This window comes from Streptococcus sp. OH4692_COT-348 (assembly GCF_003859975.1).
GTDB lineage: Bacteria > Bacillota > Bacilli > Lactobacillales > Streptococcaceae > Streptococcus.
On the sequence record NZ_RQZB01000014.1, the window covers coordinates 1 to 18070 of the forward strand.

An 18070-nucleotide genomic window follows, 5' to 3' on the forward strand; every position below is an offset into this window, starting at 1 on the left:
TTTTTCTTTTTAACTCGGGAAGTAGCTCAGCTTGGTAGAGTACTTGGTTTGGGACCAAGGTGTCGCAGGTTCGAATCCTGTCTTCCCGATTAATTACAGAGATACGTAAGTGTATCTTTTTTATTTGCCTCTTTGTCAACTGTAGTGGGTTGAAGAAAAGCTAAGCTAAGCTAAAGAAAGGACGAATTTCGTCCTTTCTTTTTTGATGTTTAGAGCGATAAAAATCTGTTTTTTGAAGTTTTCGAAGTTTCGAAAACCAAAGGCATTGCGCTTGATAAGTTTGATGAGATTATTGGTCGCTTCCAGTTTGGCGATGATTTCCTTGTGTGTAACCCTATTAATAACATTGATAATTTTGATATCAGTATCTTCAATGTCAAGCAGTTTCGTGATAAAATGTAATAGTTCCATATGAATCTTTCTAATGAGTTGTTTTGTCGCTTTTCATTATAGATTTTATGGGACTTTTTTCTACACCAAAATAAGCTCCATAATATCCATAGGGGATTTATCCACTACAAATATTATAGAGTCATTTGTTAAAAGTAGCAGTCTTTAAGGAAAGATACTAGCTATATATTTTTTCTAAATATGGTAAAATAGTAGAAGAATAATGTGAGGGAAATGAATGTCAAACAGTTTTGAAATTTTGATGAATCAACTGGGGATGCCTGCTGAAATGCGACAGGCTCCTGCTTTATCACAGGCTGATATTGAGCGAGTTGTAGTTCATAAAATTAGTAAGGTATGGGAGTTTCATTTCGTATTTTCTAATATTTTACCGATTGAAATCTTTTTAGAATTAAAGAAAGGTTTGAGCGAAGAATTTTCTAAGACAGGCAATAAAGTTGTTTTCGAAATCAAGGCTCGGTCTCAAGAATTTTCAAATCAGCTCTTGCAGTCCTACTATAGGGAGGCTTTCTCTGAAGGCCCATGTACTAGTCAAGGTTTTAAATCTCTTTATCAGAATTTGCAAGTTCATGCTGATGGAAATCAACTCTTTATTGAGGGTTCCGAGGCGATTGATAAGGAACACTTTAAGAAAAATCACCTTCCTAATTTAGCTAAACAACTTGAAAAATTTGGCTTTCCAACTTTTAATTGTCAAGTCGAGAAGAATGATGTGCTGACCCAAGAGCAGGAAGAGGCCTTTCATGCTGAAAATGAGCAGATTGTTCAAGCGGCCAATGAGGAAGCGCTCCGTGCGATGGAACAACTGGAACAGATGGCACCTCCTCCAGCGGAAGAGAAGCCAGCCTTTGATTTTCAAGCCAAAAAGGCTGCGGCTAAGCCAAAGCTAGATAAGGCGGAGATTACTCCTATGATCGAAGTGACGACGGAGGAAAATCGTCTGGTCTTTGAAGGGGTTGTTTTTGATGTGGAGCAAAAAGTGACCAGAACAGGGCGTGTCTTGATTAATTTTAAGATGACGGACTATACTTCCAGCTTTTCTATGCAAAAATGGGTTAAAAATGAAGAGGAAGCTCAGAAATTTGATCTCATTAAAAAGAATTCTTGGCTTCGTGTCCGTGGAAATGTAGAGATGAATAACTTTACCCGTGATTTGACCATGAATGTACAAGATGTGCAGGAAGTTGTTCACTATGAGCGGAAGGATTTGATGCCAGAAGGAGAACGACGGGTTGAGTTTCATGCTCATACTAACATGTCGACCATGGATGCTCTGCCAGAAGTAGAGGAGATTGTTGCTACAGCTGCTAAGTGGGGACACAAGGCGGTTGCTATCACGGACCACGGGAATGTTCAATCCTTCCCACACGGCTATAAGGCGGCCAAGAAAGCGGGAATTCAGCTAATCTATGGAATGGAAGCTAATATTGTGGAGGACCGTGTTCCTATCGTTTATAACGAAGTGGAGATGGATTTGTCAGAAGCAACCTACGTAGTTTTTGACGTGGAAACGACGGGGTTATCAGCCATCTATAATGACTTGATTCAGGTTGCGGCCTCTAAGATGTACAAGGGGAATGTCATTGCTGAATTTGATGAATTTATCAATCCTGGGCATCCCTTGTCAGCTTTTACTACTGAGTTGACTGGAATTACAGATGACCATGTCAAAAATGCCAAACCACTAGAACAAGTTTTGCAAGAATTCCAAGAATTCTGCAAGGATACTGTCCTAGTCGCTCACAATGCGACCTTTGATGTTGGCTTTATGAATGTCAACTATGAGCGTCATGGTCTTCCAAGGATTAGTCAGCCAGTTATTGATACACTTGAGTTTGCTAGAAATCTCTATCCTGAGTATAAACGTCATGGTTTGGGGCCTTTGACCAAGCGTTTTGGTGTGGCTTTGGAACATCACCACATGGCTAACTACGATGCGGAAGCTACAGGTCGCCTGCTTTTCATCTTTATCAAAGAGGTAGCAGAAAAACATGGTGTGACCGATTTAGCTAGACTCAACATTGATTTGATTAGCCCAAATTCTTATAAAAAAGCTCGGATTAAACATGCAACCATTTATGTCAAGAATCAAGTAGGGTTAAAAAATATCTTTAAGCTGGTTTCCTTGTCTAATACCAAGTACTTTGAAGGAGTGCCACGGATTCCAAGAACGGTTCTAGATGCTCATAGGGAAGGTTTGATTTTAGGTTCAGCTTGCTCTGAAGGTGAAGTTTTTGATGCAGTCGTTTCCCAGGGCGTGGATGCGGCGGTTGAGGTGGCCAAGTATTATGACTTTATCGAGGTCATGCCACCAGCTATCTATGCTCCCTTGATTGCCAAAGAGCAGGTCAAGGATATGGAGGAACTCCAGACCATTATCAAGAGTTTGATAGAGGTTGGAGACCGCCTTGGCAAGCCCGTTTTGGCTACGGGAAATGTTCACTATATCGAACCGGAAGAAGAGATTTACCGTGAAATTATCGTCCGTAGTTTGGGACAGGGGGCGATGATTAACCGAACTATCGGTCATGGTGAACATGCCCAACCAGCACCACTTCCCAAGGCTTATTTTAGAACGACAAATGAGATGTTGGATGAATTTGCCTTCTTGGGAGAGGAACTGGCTCGTAAACTGGTTATTGAAAATCCCAATGCCTTGGCAGAAATCTTTGAACCCGTTGAGGTTGTTAAGGGTGACTTGTACACGCCTTTCATCGCCAAGGCTGAAGAAACAGTTGCTGAGTTGACCTATAAGAAAGCTTTTGAGATTTATGGAAATCCGCTGCCAGATATTGTTGATTTGCGAATTGAAAAAGAATTGACTTCTATTCTGGGGAATGGATTTGCTGTGATTTATCTGGCATCGCAGATGCTGGTACAACGTTCCAATGAACGGGGTTACTTGGTTGGTTCTCGTGGGTCTGTCGGTTCTAGTTTTGTTGCGACTATGATTGGGATTACAGAGGTCAATCCTCTCTCTCCTCACTATGTCTGTGGTCAGTGTCAGTACAGCGAGTTTATCACCGATGGTTCTTACGGTTCAGGATTTGATATGCCCAATAAGGACTGTCCTAAATGTGGTCACAAACTCAGCAAAAATGGGCAAGATATTCCTTTCGAGACTTTCCTTGGTTTTGATGGAGACAAGGTGCCCGATATTGATTTGAACTTCTCGGGAGAAGACCAGCCTAGTGCCCACTTGGATGTGCGTGATATCTTTGGTGAGGAATATGCCTTCCGTGCAGGAACGGTTGGTACGGTGGCTGCCAAGACCGCTTATGGATTTGTCAAGGGTTACGAGCGAGATTATGGCAAGTTTTATCGTGACGCAGAGGTAGAACGCCTCGCTCAAGGTGCGGCTGGTGTCAAGCGGACAACAGGACAACACCCAGGGGGAATCGTTGTTATTCCTAACTACATGGATGTCTACGACTTTACGCCTGTCCAATATCCAGCAGATGACGTGACAGCTGAATGGCAGACCACTCACTTTAACTTCCATGATATCGACGAGAACGTCCTCAAACTCGATGTACTGGGACATGATGATCCGACCATGATTCGAAAACTCCAGGACTTGTCTGGGATTGATCCTAATGAAATCCCTATGGATGATGAAGGCGTGATGGCCCTCTTTTCTGGGACGGATGTGTTAGGGGTAACACCTGAGCAAATCGGAACTCCGACGGGTATGCTGGGGATTCCAGAGTTTGGAACCAACTTTGTTCGAGGGATGGTCGATGAAACCCATCCGACGACTTTTGCAGAATTGCTTCAGTTGTCAGGGTTGTCCCACGGTACCGACGTTTGGCTGGGCAATGCTCAAGATCTGATTAAGCAAGGAATAGCAGACCTATCGACTGTTATCGGTTGTCGGGACGACATTATGGTTTACCTCATGCATGCTGGTCTCGAACCTAAGATGGCCTTTACCATCATGGAACGGGTACGTAAGGGCTTGTGGCTCAAGATTTCCGAAGAGGAGAGAAATGGCTATATCGAAGCCATGAAGGCCAATAAGGTGCCAGAGTGGTATATCGAATCCTGTGGGAAAATTAAGTACATGTTCCCTAAAGCCCATGCGGCAGCCTACGTTATGATGGCCCTTCGTGTAGCTTACTTCAAGGTTCATCATCCCATTTATTACTACTGTGCTTACTTCTCAATCCGCGCTAAGGCTTTTGATATCAAGACCATGGGTGCGGGCTTGGATGCCATTAAGCGTAGAATGGAAGAGATCGCTGAAAAACGGAAGAACAATGAAGCCTCTAATGTAGAAATCGATCTCTACACGACTCTTGAGATTGTCAATGAAATGTGGGAACGTGGTTTCAAGTTTGGGAAGTTAGACCTCTACCGTAGTGATGCGACTGAATTCATCATTGACGGAGATACACTGATTCCACCATTTGTCGCAATGGATGGTCTGGGAGAGAACGTTGCTAAGCAGTTGGTGCGAGCGCGTGAAGAGGGAGAATTCCTCTCTAAAACAGAACTACGCAAGCGTGGTGGACTCTCATCAACCTTGGTTGAAAAGATGGATGAGATGGGGATTCTTGGCAATATGCCAGAGGATAACCAGCTGAGTTTGTTTGATGAGTTGTTTTAAGAAAAAAAATTAACAGACGGACAAATATTGTCCATCTGTTTTGTTATACTTATAGTATAAAAGAAAAAGAGGTTTAAATGATGAACAATACAGGCTTAAATAACAAATATAAACTTGAAAATTTTCTAGAAAAAGATGGTAATGCTTTAGCAAAGAAAGAAGCCTTAGAAGTAGTAAAAAACTTAGGATTAAAATATAATCCCCTTTATATTTATGGGGAATCAGGTTCAGGAAAAACACATCTGCTACAAGCTATTGGTAATAAGGTTCTTGAGAACAATCCAGAAAAGCGAGTAAAATATATTTCTGCCGAAGACTTATTAGAAAATGAGCTAGAAATACAAAAAGTTAGAAGTGAGGAGTTTGATCTCCTAATCGTAGATGATATTCAGATATTGGGAGAAAAGGATATTCTTATTCAAGAAAAATTTTTTAATCTTTTTAATTCTCAACATTACAAGAATAAGCAAATGGTTTTCTCTAGTGATTCTGAACCAGATCAGTTGAAAAATATTCAATCTCGTTTGATTGTGCGTTTTAAGTGGGGAATGACAGCGTGTCTAACATCGCTTGAAGATTAACAAAAAGGATTTTAGATGAATGATCAAGAGAGACTACTAACAATTTTTTTACGTTTACAGTTTGGGACTCCGTTAGGAAAAAAGCAACTGGCTCAGGAATTTGAGGTTAGTGAAAAGACGATACAGAGAGATTTTTCGCTACTCCGTGATATTTTATCTAGTAACACCAGTTATAGTGGAGATTTGCGTTATAACCGTAAGACGAATAAGTATTGTTTAGCAAGTAAGGCAGTTTTTAATAAAAAGGATATTCTCGTTATTTCAAAGATTTTATTGGAAAATCGAGCACTGAATTGGCCAGAAATTGATAGCTTACTAAAAAATTTACTGGTCTTGGTTCCCCGTGCTGATCAGAAAGAAATTGAACAGATCATTGGTAGTGAAAAGCTTAACTATGCTCCCTTAACAGATCAACAAAATAGGATAGAGAAAATTTGGAATTTATCAGAAGCTATTTTGCATGAACAGGTTCTAGATATTGTCTATCAAAAACCTTATTCTGAGTCTTCTAAGAGGCAGACTGTTTTGCCAGTCTCTCTTTACTATGATAGTCATTATTTTTATCTGGTTGTCTACCAGTTGAAACATGCTATTTATATTACTTTAAGAGTAGACCGTATCCAGTCATGGTCTCTTAGTGATATAGAGAAACCCTCTATTTCTTATCGCGATAAATTTAGAGATGGTGACATTCGTAACGAGAGAGTGGATGCTTTTATCGGGAAGAAAATCAGTATTGAAATTGAGTACTTGTACGATCCGACGATTGTGATGGATCAATTTCCAAATTCAAAAATAGTTGGGAAAAATGGTGAATGGACTCATTTTCAGTTTGAAAGTCAGCATACACCAGGGCTTAAACGCTGGTTGCTGGGACAAGGGGAAGCAGTTACTGTTTTGTCTCCTCGGATTTTAGTAGAGGATATAAAGCAAACAGTTCAAGAAATGATAGATAAATATAGATGAGGATAAAATGACTATTCAATTTACTTCTAAAAAGGTTGGAGAATTATTGAAAGAAGGGAATTTGCGGATTCCTTCTTATCAAAGATCATATAAATGGAACAGAAAACATATCCGTAATCTTTTTTATGATTTACGAGATGCTATGGGGAAAAAGGAATATCAGATTGGTTCCGTTATCTTACATGAAAATGATGGATACTTAGATATTGTCGATGGACAGCAACGGCTAATTTCAATTTCTTTGTTTCTGCATTTATTAGATAGTTTAGAGAATTATAAGGGTGCTAATCAACTGCTGAGTGCTGAAGAATTTGGAGAGTTATCTTGCTATCATGCGAGTGAAAATTATAATGAGTGGGAAAATTTGACTCAATTGGTTGGCGAAAATCAGTCAAAAGATATTTGCAATTTTTTATTGGAAAATTGTTCTGTCTCCGTGATTACTATGCCACAGGAACGATTGTCTGAAGCCTTTCAGTTATTTGATTCTCAGAATAATCGTGGAAAATCTTTAGAACCTCATGATTTGCTCAAAGCTTATCATCTTCGCAAGCAATATTCCGAAGATGAAAAGATTGTTGAAAAGTGGGAGCAGTTTGTAGAAGATAAAGATTTAAGTCTCAAAGAGTTGTTTGATAAACATCTTTTTCGTATGAGACGTTGGTCTCGAGGAGAGACAGGATTAACAAACAAGCGTTATGGATCCTATCTCCGTTTTACAGAGGATTTTATTGACGATTTTAAAGGTGTTGATTTGAATCAGAACTTCCCATATCTAGAATTGTATCGTCATATTGAAAAACTCCCCATGTCCATTAGTATGCCAATCATTGATGGAAGTAAATTTTTTGAGTATATTGAATCTGCTCATGAAACCATTAAAGAACATAAAGATTTTTTAAATGAAGAGTTAGGATTTTCTGATATTCCTGAAGGGGAAGAAAAAAATCTAGTTTATCCAGAAGGTATGTTGAACATTTATAATAGCTCAAAAGGACGCTACCTCAAGTGCCACAATATATTCTTAAACATTTGCTCGCTTTTCGCAGATAGATTTGGAAAAGATGAGCTATCAAAGGAGATAGTAGAGACCCTGTTTATTTGGTCTTATTACCCACGAGTTAAGTCTAAAGCCATATATGATGCAACGGTAGGGAAATACGCTGCTGGTGGAAGTTTTAGACAAAAAGAGACTCAAAAGTTATTTCAACTTTTATCCCATGCTGTTACTCCGAATGATTTCATAATCAAGATAGATAGAGAATTATTTGAAAATTATACTGTGGACAAGATTATAGAAGAGGAAAAAAATAAATGGTAGAAACACATATAAGCTTATCAGTTAATCGTTTGTTAAATGAAGATACCTATGCTATCCCTCTTTATCAGAGAAATTTTGCCTGGACTTATGATGAAATTGAGCAGTTACTGAACGACGTAGCAGATGCTGTTCAAGAAAATAGAGACAATTACTATATTGGGACATTAGTCGTTAATAAAGAGAATAACATTTTCAAAATCATAGATGGTCAACAACGGACAACAGCTCTTAATTTGATTGCCTTAGCTTTGAAGCATGAGTTTGGTTTTGATAGATTGGAAGCTGTCAATCTTACCTTCCCAGCTAGGCAGAAATCAAATAAGAATATTAAAGATCTATTTGCCAAGCAAGAAATTTCAGAGGACGATGAAAATGAGCTGACTAGAGGTTACAGATATGCTAAAGACGCATTGAAAAAAGTGCTAGAGGAGCGCCGTCTTGATCCTCAGTCTTTCGTTGATTATCTTTTTGAGAATGTCATCATTTTTCGGAGTATACTTCCTGAAGATTTAGATTTGAATCTTTATTTCGAACGTTTCAACTCTCGAGGAGAACAACTAGAGGCTCATGAGATTCTTAAGGCGCAAATGATGGCTAAGTTCGGTACAGATCAAGAAATGGCGCAAAAGTTTGCAAGAATTTGGGATGCCTGTGCAGAATTTAATAAGCCGGTAATAAAAACTTTTCAAATCCGAAGTAGACCAAACAATACTGATGAAGAGGGGGAGAAAATTTTTGGTAAAGAATTTACTAACTTCAAATTGGAAAGTGTATTTGAGAAAATAAGAGTAAAAAAAATTGAGCAACGAAGTTTACTAGATGCAATTACTCAGACAAAATATGAAAGTAGTAGCTTAGTAAATAATGGAGCAGATATTTCAAATTATACGACTGTAATTGATTTTCCAACATTTTTGCTTCAAGTTTTTTTCATCATGGAAGGAAATGATGAAACTACATTTGATGATAAAAAATTATTGAAAATTTTTGAAATTGAACGACGAGATAGAGAATGGGTCCAACAATTTGGGCAACTACTTCTGACTATGAAGCATATATTTGATACGCTTATCGTAAAAAATGTCCAATTAGAAAATGAAACCGAATGGCAACTCAAACGAGGTAAGTATGAGACATATCAACGAAATGAAAATGGAGGATGGAAATATGTTCGAATTAATTATCAAAACAATACTTTTGACAATTTAAACAAAAACATTATCCTCCTTCAATCCATGTTTGCTGTGACCTTTACTGCTAATCGTGATAGTCGTTGGTTATTCGAGATCTTACAATTTCTATTCAGACATATTGAAGAACTAAATAATCAAGAATTTGGTGATTATTTTAAGGAATTTCTTGAAAAAATGGCAGTGAGATATGCTGAGGAAAGATTGTTTACTGAAGATAAAAGTATAAAAAAATATGGGGCAATTCCTGTTTATGCTTTTAACTTTGTAGATTATGTTTTATGGAAAAATCGTGCTGAATTAGAGAAAGAGTACAAGGATATTAATTTTGATCATTTCAAATTTGCATATCGTCGTTCCATAGAGCATTGGTATCCTCAGAATCCAAATGGACATGATGGAGAGAGTCAATTACCTGCTGAGTTTTTACATTCCTTTGGTAATCTTTGTATCATTACCGATAGTCAGAACTCCAGGTTTGGCAACTCCTATCCAGAGGCTAAATTAGAACAATGGCAAAGAGAAGGGATATTCCATCGTCAGAGTCTAAAATTACAGATGATGGCAAAGATAACTTCTAAAAAAAATAGATGGGATATTGGTGAGATTCAATCTATGGAAAAAGAAGTCGAAAGATATGTACACAATTTTTGTAATAGCTAATTAAAACAAGCTTCAGTAAGCTTGTTTTTTAAAATACCAATATATGTGATATACTAGTAAGGGAAGGATTTTGTAAAAGACAAACCAGCTCAAAAAGTTTTTGACTATCAGCTAGAACTTGCTGATCAGAAAATTCTTCTATCAACAGCACTCTTGTCAGGTGCTATTGCTTTAGCAGGATTATTCTCTGCTTTGAAAGAAAAATAAAAATAGAAAAGAGAAAACAACATGGTTTTACCAAATTTTAAAGAAAATCTAGAAAAATATGCGAAATTGTTGGTTGCGAACGGAATTAACGTGCAACCTGGTCACACTTTGGCTCTCTCTATCGATGTGGAGCAACGTGAGTTGGCTCACTTAATCGTCAAAGAAGCTTATGCCTTGGGTGCGCATGAGGTTATTGTTCAGTGGACAGATGATGTCATTAACCGTGAGAAATTCCTCCATGCGCCAATGGAGCGTTTGGACAATGTTCCAGAATACAAGATTGCTGAGATGAACTATCTTTTAGAGAACAAAGCTAGCCGTCTTGGGGTTCGTTCTTCTGACCCAGGTGCCTTGAACGGAGTGGACGCTGACAAGCTTTCGGCTTCTGCTAAAGCTATGGGACTTGCAATGAAACCAATGCGCATCGCAACTCAATCTAACAAGGTTAGTTGGACTGTAGCAGCCGCTGCTGGATTTGAGTGGGCTAAGAAAGTCTTTCCAAATGCTGCGAGCGACGAAGAAGCAGTTGATCTCCTTTGGGACCAAATCTTCAAAACTTGCCGTGTCTACGAAGTAGATCCTGTTAAGGCTTGGGAAGAGCATGCAGCTATCCTCAAGAGCAAGGCCGATATGCTTAATAAAGAGCAATTTTCAGCCCTTCACTACACAGCGCCAGGGACAGATTTGACACTTGGTTTGCCAAAGAACCACGTTTGGGAATCAGCTGGTGCTATCAATGCCCAGGGCGAAGGCTTCTTGCCAAATATGCCAACTGAAGAAGTATTCACAGCTCCTGACTTCCGTCGAGCAGATGGTTATGTCACTTCTACAAAACCGCTTAGCTATAACGGAAATATCATTGAAGGTATTAAGGTAACCTTTAAGGATGGACAAATTGTGGATATCACTGCAGAAAAAGGCGATCAAGTCATGAAAGACCTTGTCTTTGAAAATGCGGGTGCGCGTGCCTTGGGTGAATGTGCCTTGGTACCAGATCCAAGCCCAATTTCTCAGTCAGGCATTACCTTCTTTAATACCCTTTTCGATGAGAATGCGTCAAATCACTTGGCTATCGGTGCAGCCTATGCAACTAGTGTTGTTGGTGGAGCGGAGATGAGCGAAGAGGAGCTTGAAGCTGCGGGGCTTAACCGTTCAGATGTTCACGTAGACTTTATGATTGGTTCTAACCAAATGGATATCGATGGTATCCGTGAGGATGGGACACGTGTACCACTCTTCCGTAACGGAGATTGGGCAAATTAAGGAGATAATATGTTAGGAAGTATGTTCGTTGGTCTCCTAGTGGGATTTTTAGCAGGTACTCTGACCAATCGTGGAGAACGCATGGGATGTTTTGGAAAAATGTTTCTAGGCTGGATTGGTGCCTTTATAGGGCATTTGCTTTTTGGAACTTGGGGACCGATAATAGCAGGAACTGCCATTATTCCGGCAGTACTAGGTTCCATGATTGTCTTAGCGATTTTCTGGAGACGAGGAAGTTAATTTCTTAAATCTGATACTCAATGAAAATCAAAGAGTAAACTAGGAAACTAGCCGCAGGTTGCTCAAAGCACTGTTTTGAGGTTGTAGATAGAACTGACGAAGTCAGCTCAAAACACTGTTTTGAGGTTGCAGATAGAACTGACGAAGTCAGTAACATCTATACGGAAAGGCGACGTTGACGCGGTTTGAAGAGATTTTTGAAGAGTATGAAACGAAAAGGAGGTTGGTCATGGTACCAGCCTCCTTTTGAGTGTGATATAATAGTTCTATGAGATTAGATAAATTTTTAGTTGCCTGCGCTGTGGGGAGCCGGACTGAGGTCAAAAACTTGCTCAAGGCTGGGCGCGTGACGGTAAATGGTAAAAAAGAGAAATCAGCTAAATTGCAGATTGATGAAGAAAGAGATGAGATTCACTTTGATGGGCAAGTGCTGGAGTATGAAGAGTTTGTCTATTACATGATGAACAAGCCCAAAGGAGTTATCTCAGCGACTGAGGATCCTAAGCACAGAACCGTTCTGGACTTGTTGGATGACTTGGCGCGTAGTAAGGAAGTTTTCCCAGTAGGACGCTTGGATATTGACACGCATGGTCTTTTGCTCTTGACTAATGACGGCAAGCTTGCCCATGCTCTTCTTTCACCCAAGCGTCATGTGGACAAGACGTATCTGGCTCAGGTCAAGGGAATGATGACCCAAGAAGATGTGGAGACATTTGCCAAGGGAATTCCTCTCAAAGACTTTACTTGTCGGCCTGCTATACTGGAGCTTGTGTCCATAGATCCAGGAAAGAATCAAAGCCAAATTCGTGTGACCATTGCAGAAGGGAAGTTTCATCAGGTCAAGCGTATGGTGGCCTACTGTGGCAAGGAAGTAGTAGATTTGCAACGTTTGACTATGGGAACTCTAGTATTGGATGAGAACCTAGAACGAGGGAAATGGCGCCGCTTGACCAAGGAGGAATTGGAAAATCTTATTGCTAGTATTGCTTAATCTGCTTTATATTAGAAAAAGGGGAGGGACAATGTCCTTGCCTTTTATGTTTTTCAGTTGCTTCCTTTGAGAAAAGAGTTATAATAGACTGTAGAATAAAAGGAGGAATCTATGAACGCGATTCAAGAATCATTTACTGATAAATTATTTGCCAACTATGAAGCAAATGTCAAATACCAAGCGATTGAAAATGCTGTTAGCCACAACGGAATTTTTGCAGCTCTAGAACGTCGCCAAAGCCATGTAGACAACACACCTGTTTTCTCATTGGATTTGACTAAGGACAAGGTTACTAACCAGAAAGCATCTGGTCGTTGCTGGATGTTTGCAGCCCTTAACACCTTCCGCCACAAACTTATCTCTCAATACAAACTGGAAAACTTTGAGTTGTCACAGGCCCATACTTTCTTCTGGGACAAGTATGAGAAATCAAACTGGTTCTTGGAGCAAGTTATTGCGACTGCAGACCAAGACTTGACAAGCCGTAAGGTTAAATTCCTACTTCAAACACCTCAACAAGACGGTGGTCAATGGGATATGGTCGTTTCTCTCTTTGAGAAATACGGTGTTGTTCCCAAGTCAGTTTACCCTGAGTCAGTTTCATCTAGCAGCAGCCGTGAGCTAAATGCAATCCTTAACAAATTGCTTCGCCAAGATGCCCAAATCTTGCGTGACTTGCTTGCTTCTGGCGCAGACCAAGCGGCTGTTCAAGCTAAGAAAGAAGACCTCTTGCAAGAAATCTTTAACTTCCTTGCCATGTCACTAGGACTTCCACCACGTAAATTTGATTTTGCTTATCGCGATAAGGATAACAACTACCAAAGCGAAAAGGGTATTACACCACAGGAATTTTACAAGAAATATGTTAATCTTCCTCTAGAAGACTATGTTTCTGTTATCAATGCTCCAACTGATGACAAGCCTTATGGCAAATCTTACACAGTTGAGATGTTAGGAAATGTGGTTGGTAGTCGTGCAGTTCGCTACATCAACGTTCCAATGGAGCGCTTGAAAGAATTAGCGATTGCCCAAATGCAAGCAGGTGAGACTGTTTGGTTTGGTTCTGATGTTGGTCAGCTTAGCAACCGAAAAGCTGGAATCCTTGCGACAGATGTTTATGACTTTGAATCAAGCATGGATATTCAACTTAATCAAGACAAGGCTGGACGTTTGGACTACAGCGAAAGCTTGATGACCCACGCCATGGTCTTGACAGGTGTTGATTTGGATGAAAATGGCAAGTCAACCAAGTGGAAGGTTGAAAACTCATGGGGAGACAAGGTCGGTACAGATGGTTACTTTGTTGCCTCAGACGCTTGGATGGACGAATACACTTATCAAATCGTTGTTCGTAAAGAATTGCTGACAGCAGAAGAACAAGCTGCCTATGAAGCAGAACCAATCGTCCTTGCACCATGGGATCCAATGGGTGCCTTGGCTGAATAAATGAGACATAAAAAGAACGGTTCTATAATTTTTAGGGTTGATGGAAATTTTCCACCAACCCTATTTTAGTGTATACAAAAAGGCCAACATCCATTATATTAAAAGCGCTGAAACCTAAAACAAAAGGATGATGACCATATGAACAATATACTAGAAGCTACACTACAAATCAAAGATGCACACAATGAAGGTGTTACATTCCATTTCTTAGAGAATATTAAAGAAGTATTGCGTGATGAGAGTGGGAAAGTAACTGGTGTAAAGGTTATTACAATGGAACTTGGTGAATCAGATGAAAGTGGAAGAAGATCAACGCATGAAGTGGCAGGTAGTGAACATATTATTCCATGTGACCTTGTCGTTGCAGCAATTGAACAAAAGTAGACTTTAGTGTTCTAGATGAAAGGTAAAAATTTGACTTTCGGTCAACATCAGAATACAATAGAAATGAACTAATAACAGGGGATGCATATTTAGGTCCTCAATCTATCGCAACCGCAATTAAAGGCGGGTGAGAAGTTGCGACAGAAGTACATGAATCGTTTAAAGAAAACACATAAATAACTTGTGGTGCCTTTCGTTTTTTTACTGGGAAAATTAAGGAACTATAGTTATAAATCCTTAAATATATTAATATATTAACATGCGTATATTTATGGGGAGAAGGTTATGTCATCTATAGTTGTACTTCTGACGATAAGGTTGTTCGTGTACCAAAGGAAATTAAAGGTAAACCTGTTATCGCAATTGGAGAACGTGGTCTTGCGAACTTGAAACATTGTGAGGCAATCGTTTTACCAGATACAGTACGATATATTGGAAAAGGTGCGTTTACGATTGACAATAAGTTAAAGTATGTCCACTTTGGTAAGTCAATAGAAACAGTAGAAGATGATGTTTTCAACTCTGATAGTTCATTAGAATCAGTTGTATTCCCAGAAGGAACAAAGAGTATTGGAACATTAGTATTTTGGGGGACATCATCAATTAAATCTATTACAATTCCAGCAAGTGTAACAGAAATTACAGAATACTTCTATTTTGTGGATAACTGTAACCCAGATGTAGAAATCCATACACCTAAGGGATCAAAGGCAGAAGAAGTAGCTAAAGCAATGCAACTTAAAGTAGTAAATGACTAAAGGGGAATAGTATGAACAAAAAATTACTATCAGGCTTAGGGACTGACCCCAAAAAGTGAGAATTTAATAAAAACACCCTAGGGCTACCGTCTTCGGTATTCAACCGGAGACAGGTAGTCCAATTTTTGTTGGATTCTTTTTTCATTAGGTTCTTCATCAACACTATTTGACAAAGAGCCAAAAGAATCAGGTGATAAACCTGATTCTTTTTTTGTTTGTACATTCTCACCAAGATTACATGATACCGAAGAAACGAGCTGCGATACCAACTGCAAAGAGGGCAAGGATGATTGTGATTGGAGATACTTTTTTCTTAAGCAACCACATGCAAAGGAAAGTAAGGAGAAGTCCCATCAATCCTGGAATCAATGAGTCCAACTGACCTTGAAGCGTTTGTGGTTGAACTCTATCTAGGCTCATACCACTAAGCGCTTGACCAAGAATGCCCTTCAACTCAGCTCCTGTAACAGGACCTTCTGGGAAGTTGATGTAGGCACCTTCTGACAATTGTTTGCCTGGAAGGTTGATAGTGAAGTTGATGGATACCCAACGTTGTACAAGAACGGCAAGGATGAACATACCAAGGATAGAAGCACCTTTAGTGATGTCTTTCAAGATACCACCAGACATGTCTTTAGTGATCTCAGATCCAGCTTTGTAACCGAACTCTTGTGTATACCATAGGAAGGCCATACGGATAGCATTCCATCCAAAGAAGAAGAGAAGGGGACCAACAATGTTACCAGATGCAGCAAGTGATGCACCAAGGGCTCCAAGGATAGGACGAACTGTAAACCAGAATACTGGGTCACCGATACCAGCAAGAGGTCCCATCATACCGATTTTAACCCCTTGGATAGCCGCGTCATCGATTTCTACACCGTTAGCGCGCTCTTCTTCAAGTGCAAGAGTAACCCCCATGATAGGAGCAGCTACGTATGGGTGAGTGTTGAAGAACTCAAGGTGACGCTCAAGAGCAGCCGCTTGGTCTTCTTTTTTAGTGTATAATTTTTTGATAGCTGGGATTAATGAGTAAGCCCAACCCAAGTTTTGCATACGTTCGTAGTTCCAAGAACCTTGAAGGAATTGTGAACGCCACCAAACTTTTTGACGATCTGATTTTGATAATTGAATTTTTTCAGCCATGATTGTTCCCCTTTCTAGTAGTCTTCTAGGATATCACCGATTGGGTCGTTAGAAGTCGCAGCTCCGCCGCCACCGTTTCCACCTTGTTTTGTAAGGTTAAGGTAGATGAAGGCAAGGGCAACACCGATGACACCAAGGGCAATCAAAGTCAATTGAGAGATAGCTGCAAGAGCAAAACCGATAGCGAAGAATGGCCATACTTCACGAGTTGCCATCATGTTGATAACCATAGCGTAACCAACGGCAACGACCATAGCACCACCGACAGCCATACCACCGTTCAACCAGTCTGGCATCAAACCAAGAGCGTCTTGAACAGCAGAAGCTGGGATAGCGATAAGGAAGGCAGCAGGGATTGCAATACGAAGACCTTGAAGAAGAAGTGCAACAAAGTGAGCACGCTCAACAGCTGCAATGTTTCCGTCTTTAGCAGCAGCATCAGCTGAGTGAACTAAGGCAACTGAGATTGTACGAACAATCATTGTCAAGAAAAGTCCAGCTACAGCAAGAGGGATAGCTGTTGCCGTTGCAACGGCGATACCATCAGTAGTAAAGTTACCACCTTTGATCAAGATGATTGCTGCAGCAACAGATGCAAGAGCAGCGTCAGGAGCTACGGCAGCTCCGATGTTTGCCCAACCAAGGGCGATCATTTGAAGAGATCCACCAAGCATAACCCCTGCTTCGAGGTTACCAGTTGCAAGTCCGATAAGGGTACATGCGACGATTGGTTGATGGAATTGGAATTGGTCGAGGATACCTTCAAGACCTGCAAGGAAGGCAACAACTACAACCAAGATAGCAGAAATGATTGAAATATCTGACATGGTTTTATTCCTTTTCTATTTAGTTTTAATAAAGTATTTAATCCTGTTTTCAAAAATGATAGAAACAGATTAACATTATTGAACGTTTGCTTTCTTAATCAAGTCAAACAAATCTTTTTTCGTGTCGTTTGGTACTTTACGTACATCAAATTCAACACCGAGGTCACGCATTTTTTCAAAGGTTGCAACGTCTTCTTTGTCCATAGACAAAACGTTGTTAATCATTGTCTTACCTGTTGAGTGAGCCATAGAACCAACGTTAAGGGTCTTGATTGGCACGCCACCTTCGATAGCACGAAGTGCATCTTGTGGAGTTTCAAACAAGATAAGGGCATGAGTTTCTCCGAAACGTGGGTCTTTTGCAACGTCGATCAATTTCTGGATTGGGACAACGTTGGCTTTTACTCCATTAGGAGCTGCTTGTTTGATCAATTCTTTACGCAACTCGTCGTTTGCAACGTTGTCTGAAGCAACGATGATACGATCTGCTTTTGAATCTGGAGTCCAAGCAGTGGCAACCTGACCGTGAAGGAGACGAGTGTCTAGACGAGCAAGGTTGATTTTCAGTTTACCGTCACCGATAACTGTTCCTTCTGGAATAGCAGCTTGTGAAACTGGAGCAGCTGCAGCAGTTGCAACTTCCTCAACTGGGTTAAGCTCTTCTGGAAGAGCCTTGATGCCATCTTTGGCTTCTTTAATGATATTCGCAGCGACTTTTTCCACACCTGCTGTAGCGTCCATGAGGCGCTCTGTATAGGCTTGGATTAACATCGGTAAGTTAAGTCCTGTGATGATGGCAAACTTACGATCAGGATTTTCTCCCATCACGCGACTAGCTTGGTTGAATGGAGAACCACTCCAAAGGTCAGCCAAAACTAGCACCTCATCTTCTGCGTCAAATGCAGCCACAGCGTTGTTAAATTTAGCATATAGGTCATCTGGACCTTCATTTGGCATAAAGGTTACAACTTGAACCTTTTCTTGTTCACCAAAAATCATAGATCCTGACTGATGAATACCTGCAGCAAATTCACCGTGGCTCGCAATAATGATTCCGATACTCATTA

14 protein-coding genes, 1 tRNA gene and 1 pseudogene are annotated in these 18070 nt (G+C 40.1%); 12 read left to right on the forward strand and 4 right to left on the reverse strand.

The window, feature by feature from the left end:
- Positions 1–15: 15 nt before the first annotated feature.
- Positions 16–89 (forward strand) — tRNA-Pro (locus EII37_RS08165).
- Between the two features lie 76 nt (positions 90–165).
- Here EII37_RS08165 and EII37_RS08170 read toward each other — a convergent pair.
- Positions 166–312, reverse strand: a pseudogene (locus tag EII37_RS08170) (transposase); the annotation flags it as partial.
- 316 nt (positions 313–628) lie between these two features.
- Between EII37_RS08170 and EII37_RS08175 the strand changes: the two are divergent.
- The 11 genes from EII37_RS08175 to EII37_RS08240 all read left to right on the forward strand — a co-directional run bounded on the left by EII37_RS08175 (position 629) and on the right by EII37_RS08240 (position 15030).
- Positions 629–5020 carry a PolC-type DNA polymerase III gene (locus EII37_RS08175; protein WP_124788224.1) on the forward strand — a complete coding sequence of 1464 codons (4392 nt, stop codon included), beginning with the start codon at positions 629–631 and terminating at the stop codon, positions 5018–5020.
- A gap of 77 nt (positions 5021–5097) precedes the next feature.
- A complete protein-coding gene (locus EII37_RS08180; protein ID WP_124788225.1) occupies positions 5098–5601 on the forward strand; it encodes a DnaA ATPase domain-containing protein in 504 nt (167 codons plus the stop codon).
- A gap of 15 nt (positions 5602–5616) precedes the next feature.
- A complete protein-coding gene (locus EII37_RS08185) occupies positions 5617–6567 on the forward strand; it encodes a YafY family protein (RefSeq protein ID WP_124788226.1) in 951 nt (316 codons plus the stop codon).
- 7 nt (positions 6568–6574) lie between these two features.
- Positions 6575–7888, forward strand: coding sequence for a DUF262 domain-containing protein (locus tag EII37_RS08190; protein ID WP_124788227.1), 1314 nt, complete (start codon positions 6575–6577; stop codon positions 7886–7888).
- A complete protein-coding gene (locus tag EII37_RS08195; protein ID WP_124788228.1) occupies positions 7882–9741 on the forward strand; it encodes a DUF262 domain-containing protein in 1860 nt (619 codons plus the stop codon). Before EII37_RS08190 ends, EII37_RS08195 begins: the two co-directional genes overlap by 7 nt.
- A gap of 228 nt (positions 9742–9969) precedes the next feature.
- Complete coding sequence (locus EII37_RS08205) at positions 9970–11211, forward strand: aminopeptidase (RefSeq protein WP_124788229.1); 1242 nt, start codon at positions 9970–9972, stop codon at positions 11209–11211.
- A 9-nt stretch (positions 11212–11220) separates the two neighbouring features.
- A complete protein-coding gene (locus tag EII37_RS08210; protein ID WP_000901572.1) occupies positions 11221–11451 on the forward strand; it encodes a GlsB/YeaQ/YmgE family stress response membrane protein in 231 nt (76 codons plus the stop codon).
- 268 nt (positions 11452–11719) lie between these two features.
- Positions 11720–12442 (forward strand): pseudouridine synthase, encoded by a 723-nt coding sequence (locus tag EII37_RS08220; RefSeq protein WP_124788230.1) that lies wholly within the window; start codon positions 11720–11722, stop codon positions 12440–12442.
- Between the two features lie 111 nt (positions 12443–12553).
- Complete coding sequence (gene pepC, locus EII37_RS08230; protein WP_124788231.1) at positions 12554–13888, forward strand: aminopeptidase C; 1335 nt, start codon at positions 12554–12556, stop codon at positions 13886–13888.
- A 138-nt stretch (positions 13889–14026) separates the two neighbouring features.
- On the forward strand, positions 14027–14272 hold the full coding sequence (locus EII37_RS08235; RefSeq protein WP_004238875.1) for a hypothetical protein: 246 nt from the start codon (positions 14027–14029) through the stop codon (positions 14270–14272).
- Positions 14273–14634: 362 nt separating this feature from the next.
- Positions 14635–15030, forward strand: coding sequence for a leucine-rich repeat domain-containing protein (locus EII37_RS08240; RefSeq protein ID WP_075230488.1), 396 nt, complete (start codon positions 14635–14637; stop codon positions 15028–15030).
- 234 nt (positions 15031–15264) lie between these two features.
- Here EII37_RS08240 and EII37_RS08245 read toward each other — a convergent pair whose 3' ends face one another.
- The 3 genes from EII37_RS08245 to EII37_RS08255 all read right to left on the reverse strand — a co-directional run bounded on the left by EII37_RS08245 (position 15265) and on the right by EII37_RS08255 (position 18068).
- On the reverse strand, positions 15265–16176 hold the full coding sequence (locus EII37_RS08245) for a PTS system mannose/fructose/sorbose family transporter subunit IID (RefSeq protein WP_000818313.1): 912 nt from the start codon (positions 16174–16176) through the stop codon (positions 15265–15267).
- Between the two features lie 14 nt (positions 16177–16190).
- Positions 16191–17003, reverse strand: coding sequence for a PTS mannose/fructose/sorbose transporter subunit IIC (locus tag EII37_RS08250; RefSeq protein ID WP_001280317.1), 813 nt, complete (start codon positions 17001–17003; stop codon positions 16191–16193).
- 75 nt (positions 17004–17078) lie between these two features.
- Positions 17079–18068 (reverse strand): PTS sugar transporter subunit IIB, encoded by a 990-nt coding sequence (locus EII37_RS08255; protein ID WP_124788232.1) that lies wholly within the window; start codon positions 18066–18068, stop codon positions 17079–17081.
- Between the last annotated feature and the right edge of the window lie 2 nt (positions 18069–18070).

Coding starts and splice junctions, on each gene's coding strand:
- EII37_RS08175 (WP_124788224.1), top strand. CDS start 629: ATGTCAAACAGTTTTGAAATTTTGATGAATCAACTGGGGATGCCTGCT.
- EII37_RS08180 (WP_124788225.1), top strand. CDS start 5,098: ATGATGAACAATACAGGCTTAAATAACAAATATAAACTTGAAAATTTT.
- EII37_RS08185 (WP_124788226.1), top strand. CDS start 5,617: ATGAATGATCAAGAGAGACTACTAACAATTTTTTTACGTTTACAGTTT.
- EII37_RS08190 (WP_124788227.1), top strand. CDS start 6,575: ATGACTATTCAATTTACTTCTAAAAAGGTTGGAGAATTATTGAAAGAA.
- EII37_RS08195 (WP_124788228.1), top strand. CDS start 7,882: ATGGTAGAAACACATATAAGCTTATCAGTTAATCGTTTGTTAAATGAA.
- EII37_RS08205 (WP_124788229.1), top strand. CDS start 9,970: ATGGTTTTACCAAATTTTAAAGAAAATCTAGAAAAATATGCGAAATTG.
- EII37_RS08210 (WP_000901572.1), top strand. CDS start 11,221: ATGTTAGGAAGTATGTTCGTTGGTCTCCTAGTGGGATTTTTAGCAGGT.
- EII37_RS08220 (WP_124788230.1), top strand. CDS start 11,720: ATGAGATTAGATAAATTTTTAGTTGCCTGCGCTGTGGGGAGCCGGACT.
- pepC (WP_124788231.1), top strand. CDS start 12,554: ATGAACGCGATTCAAGAATCATTTACTGATAAATTATTTGCCAACTAT.
- EII37_RS08235 (WP_004238875.1), top strand. CDS start 14,027: ATGAACAATATACTAGAAGCTACACTACAAATCAAAGATGCACACAAT.
- EII37_RS08245 (WP_000818313.1), bottom strand. CDS start 16,176: ATGGCTGAAAAAATTCAATTATCAAAATCAGATCGTCAAAAAGTTTGG.
- EII37_RS08250 (WP_001280317.1), bottom strand. CDS start 17,003: ATGTCAGATATTTCAATCATTTCTGCTATCTTGGTTGTAGTTGTTGCC.
- EII37_RS08255 (WP_124788232.1), bottom strand. CDS start 18,068: ATGAGTATCGGAATCATTATTGCGAGCCACGGTGAATTTGCTGCAGGT.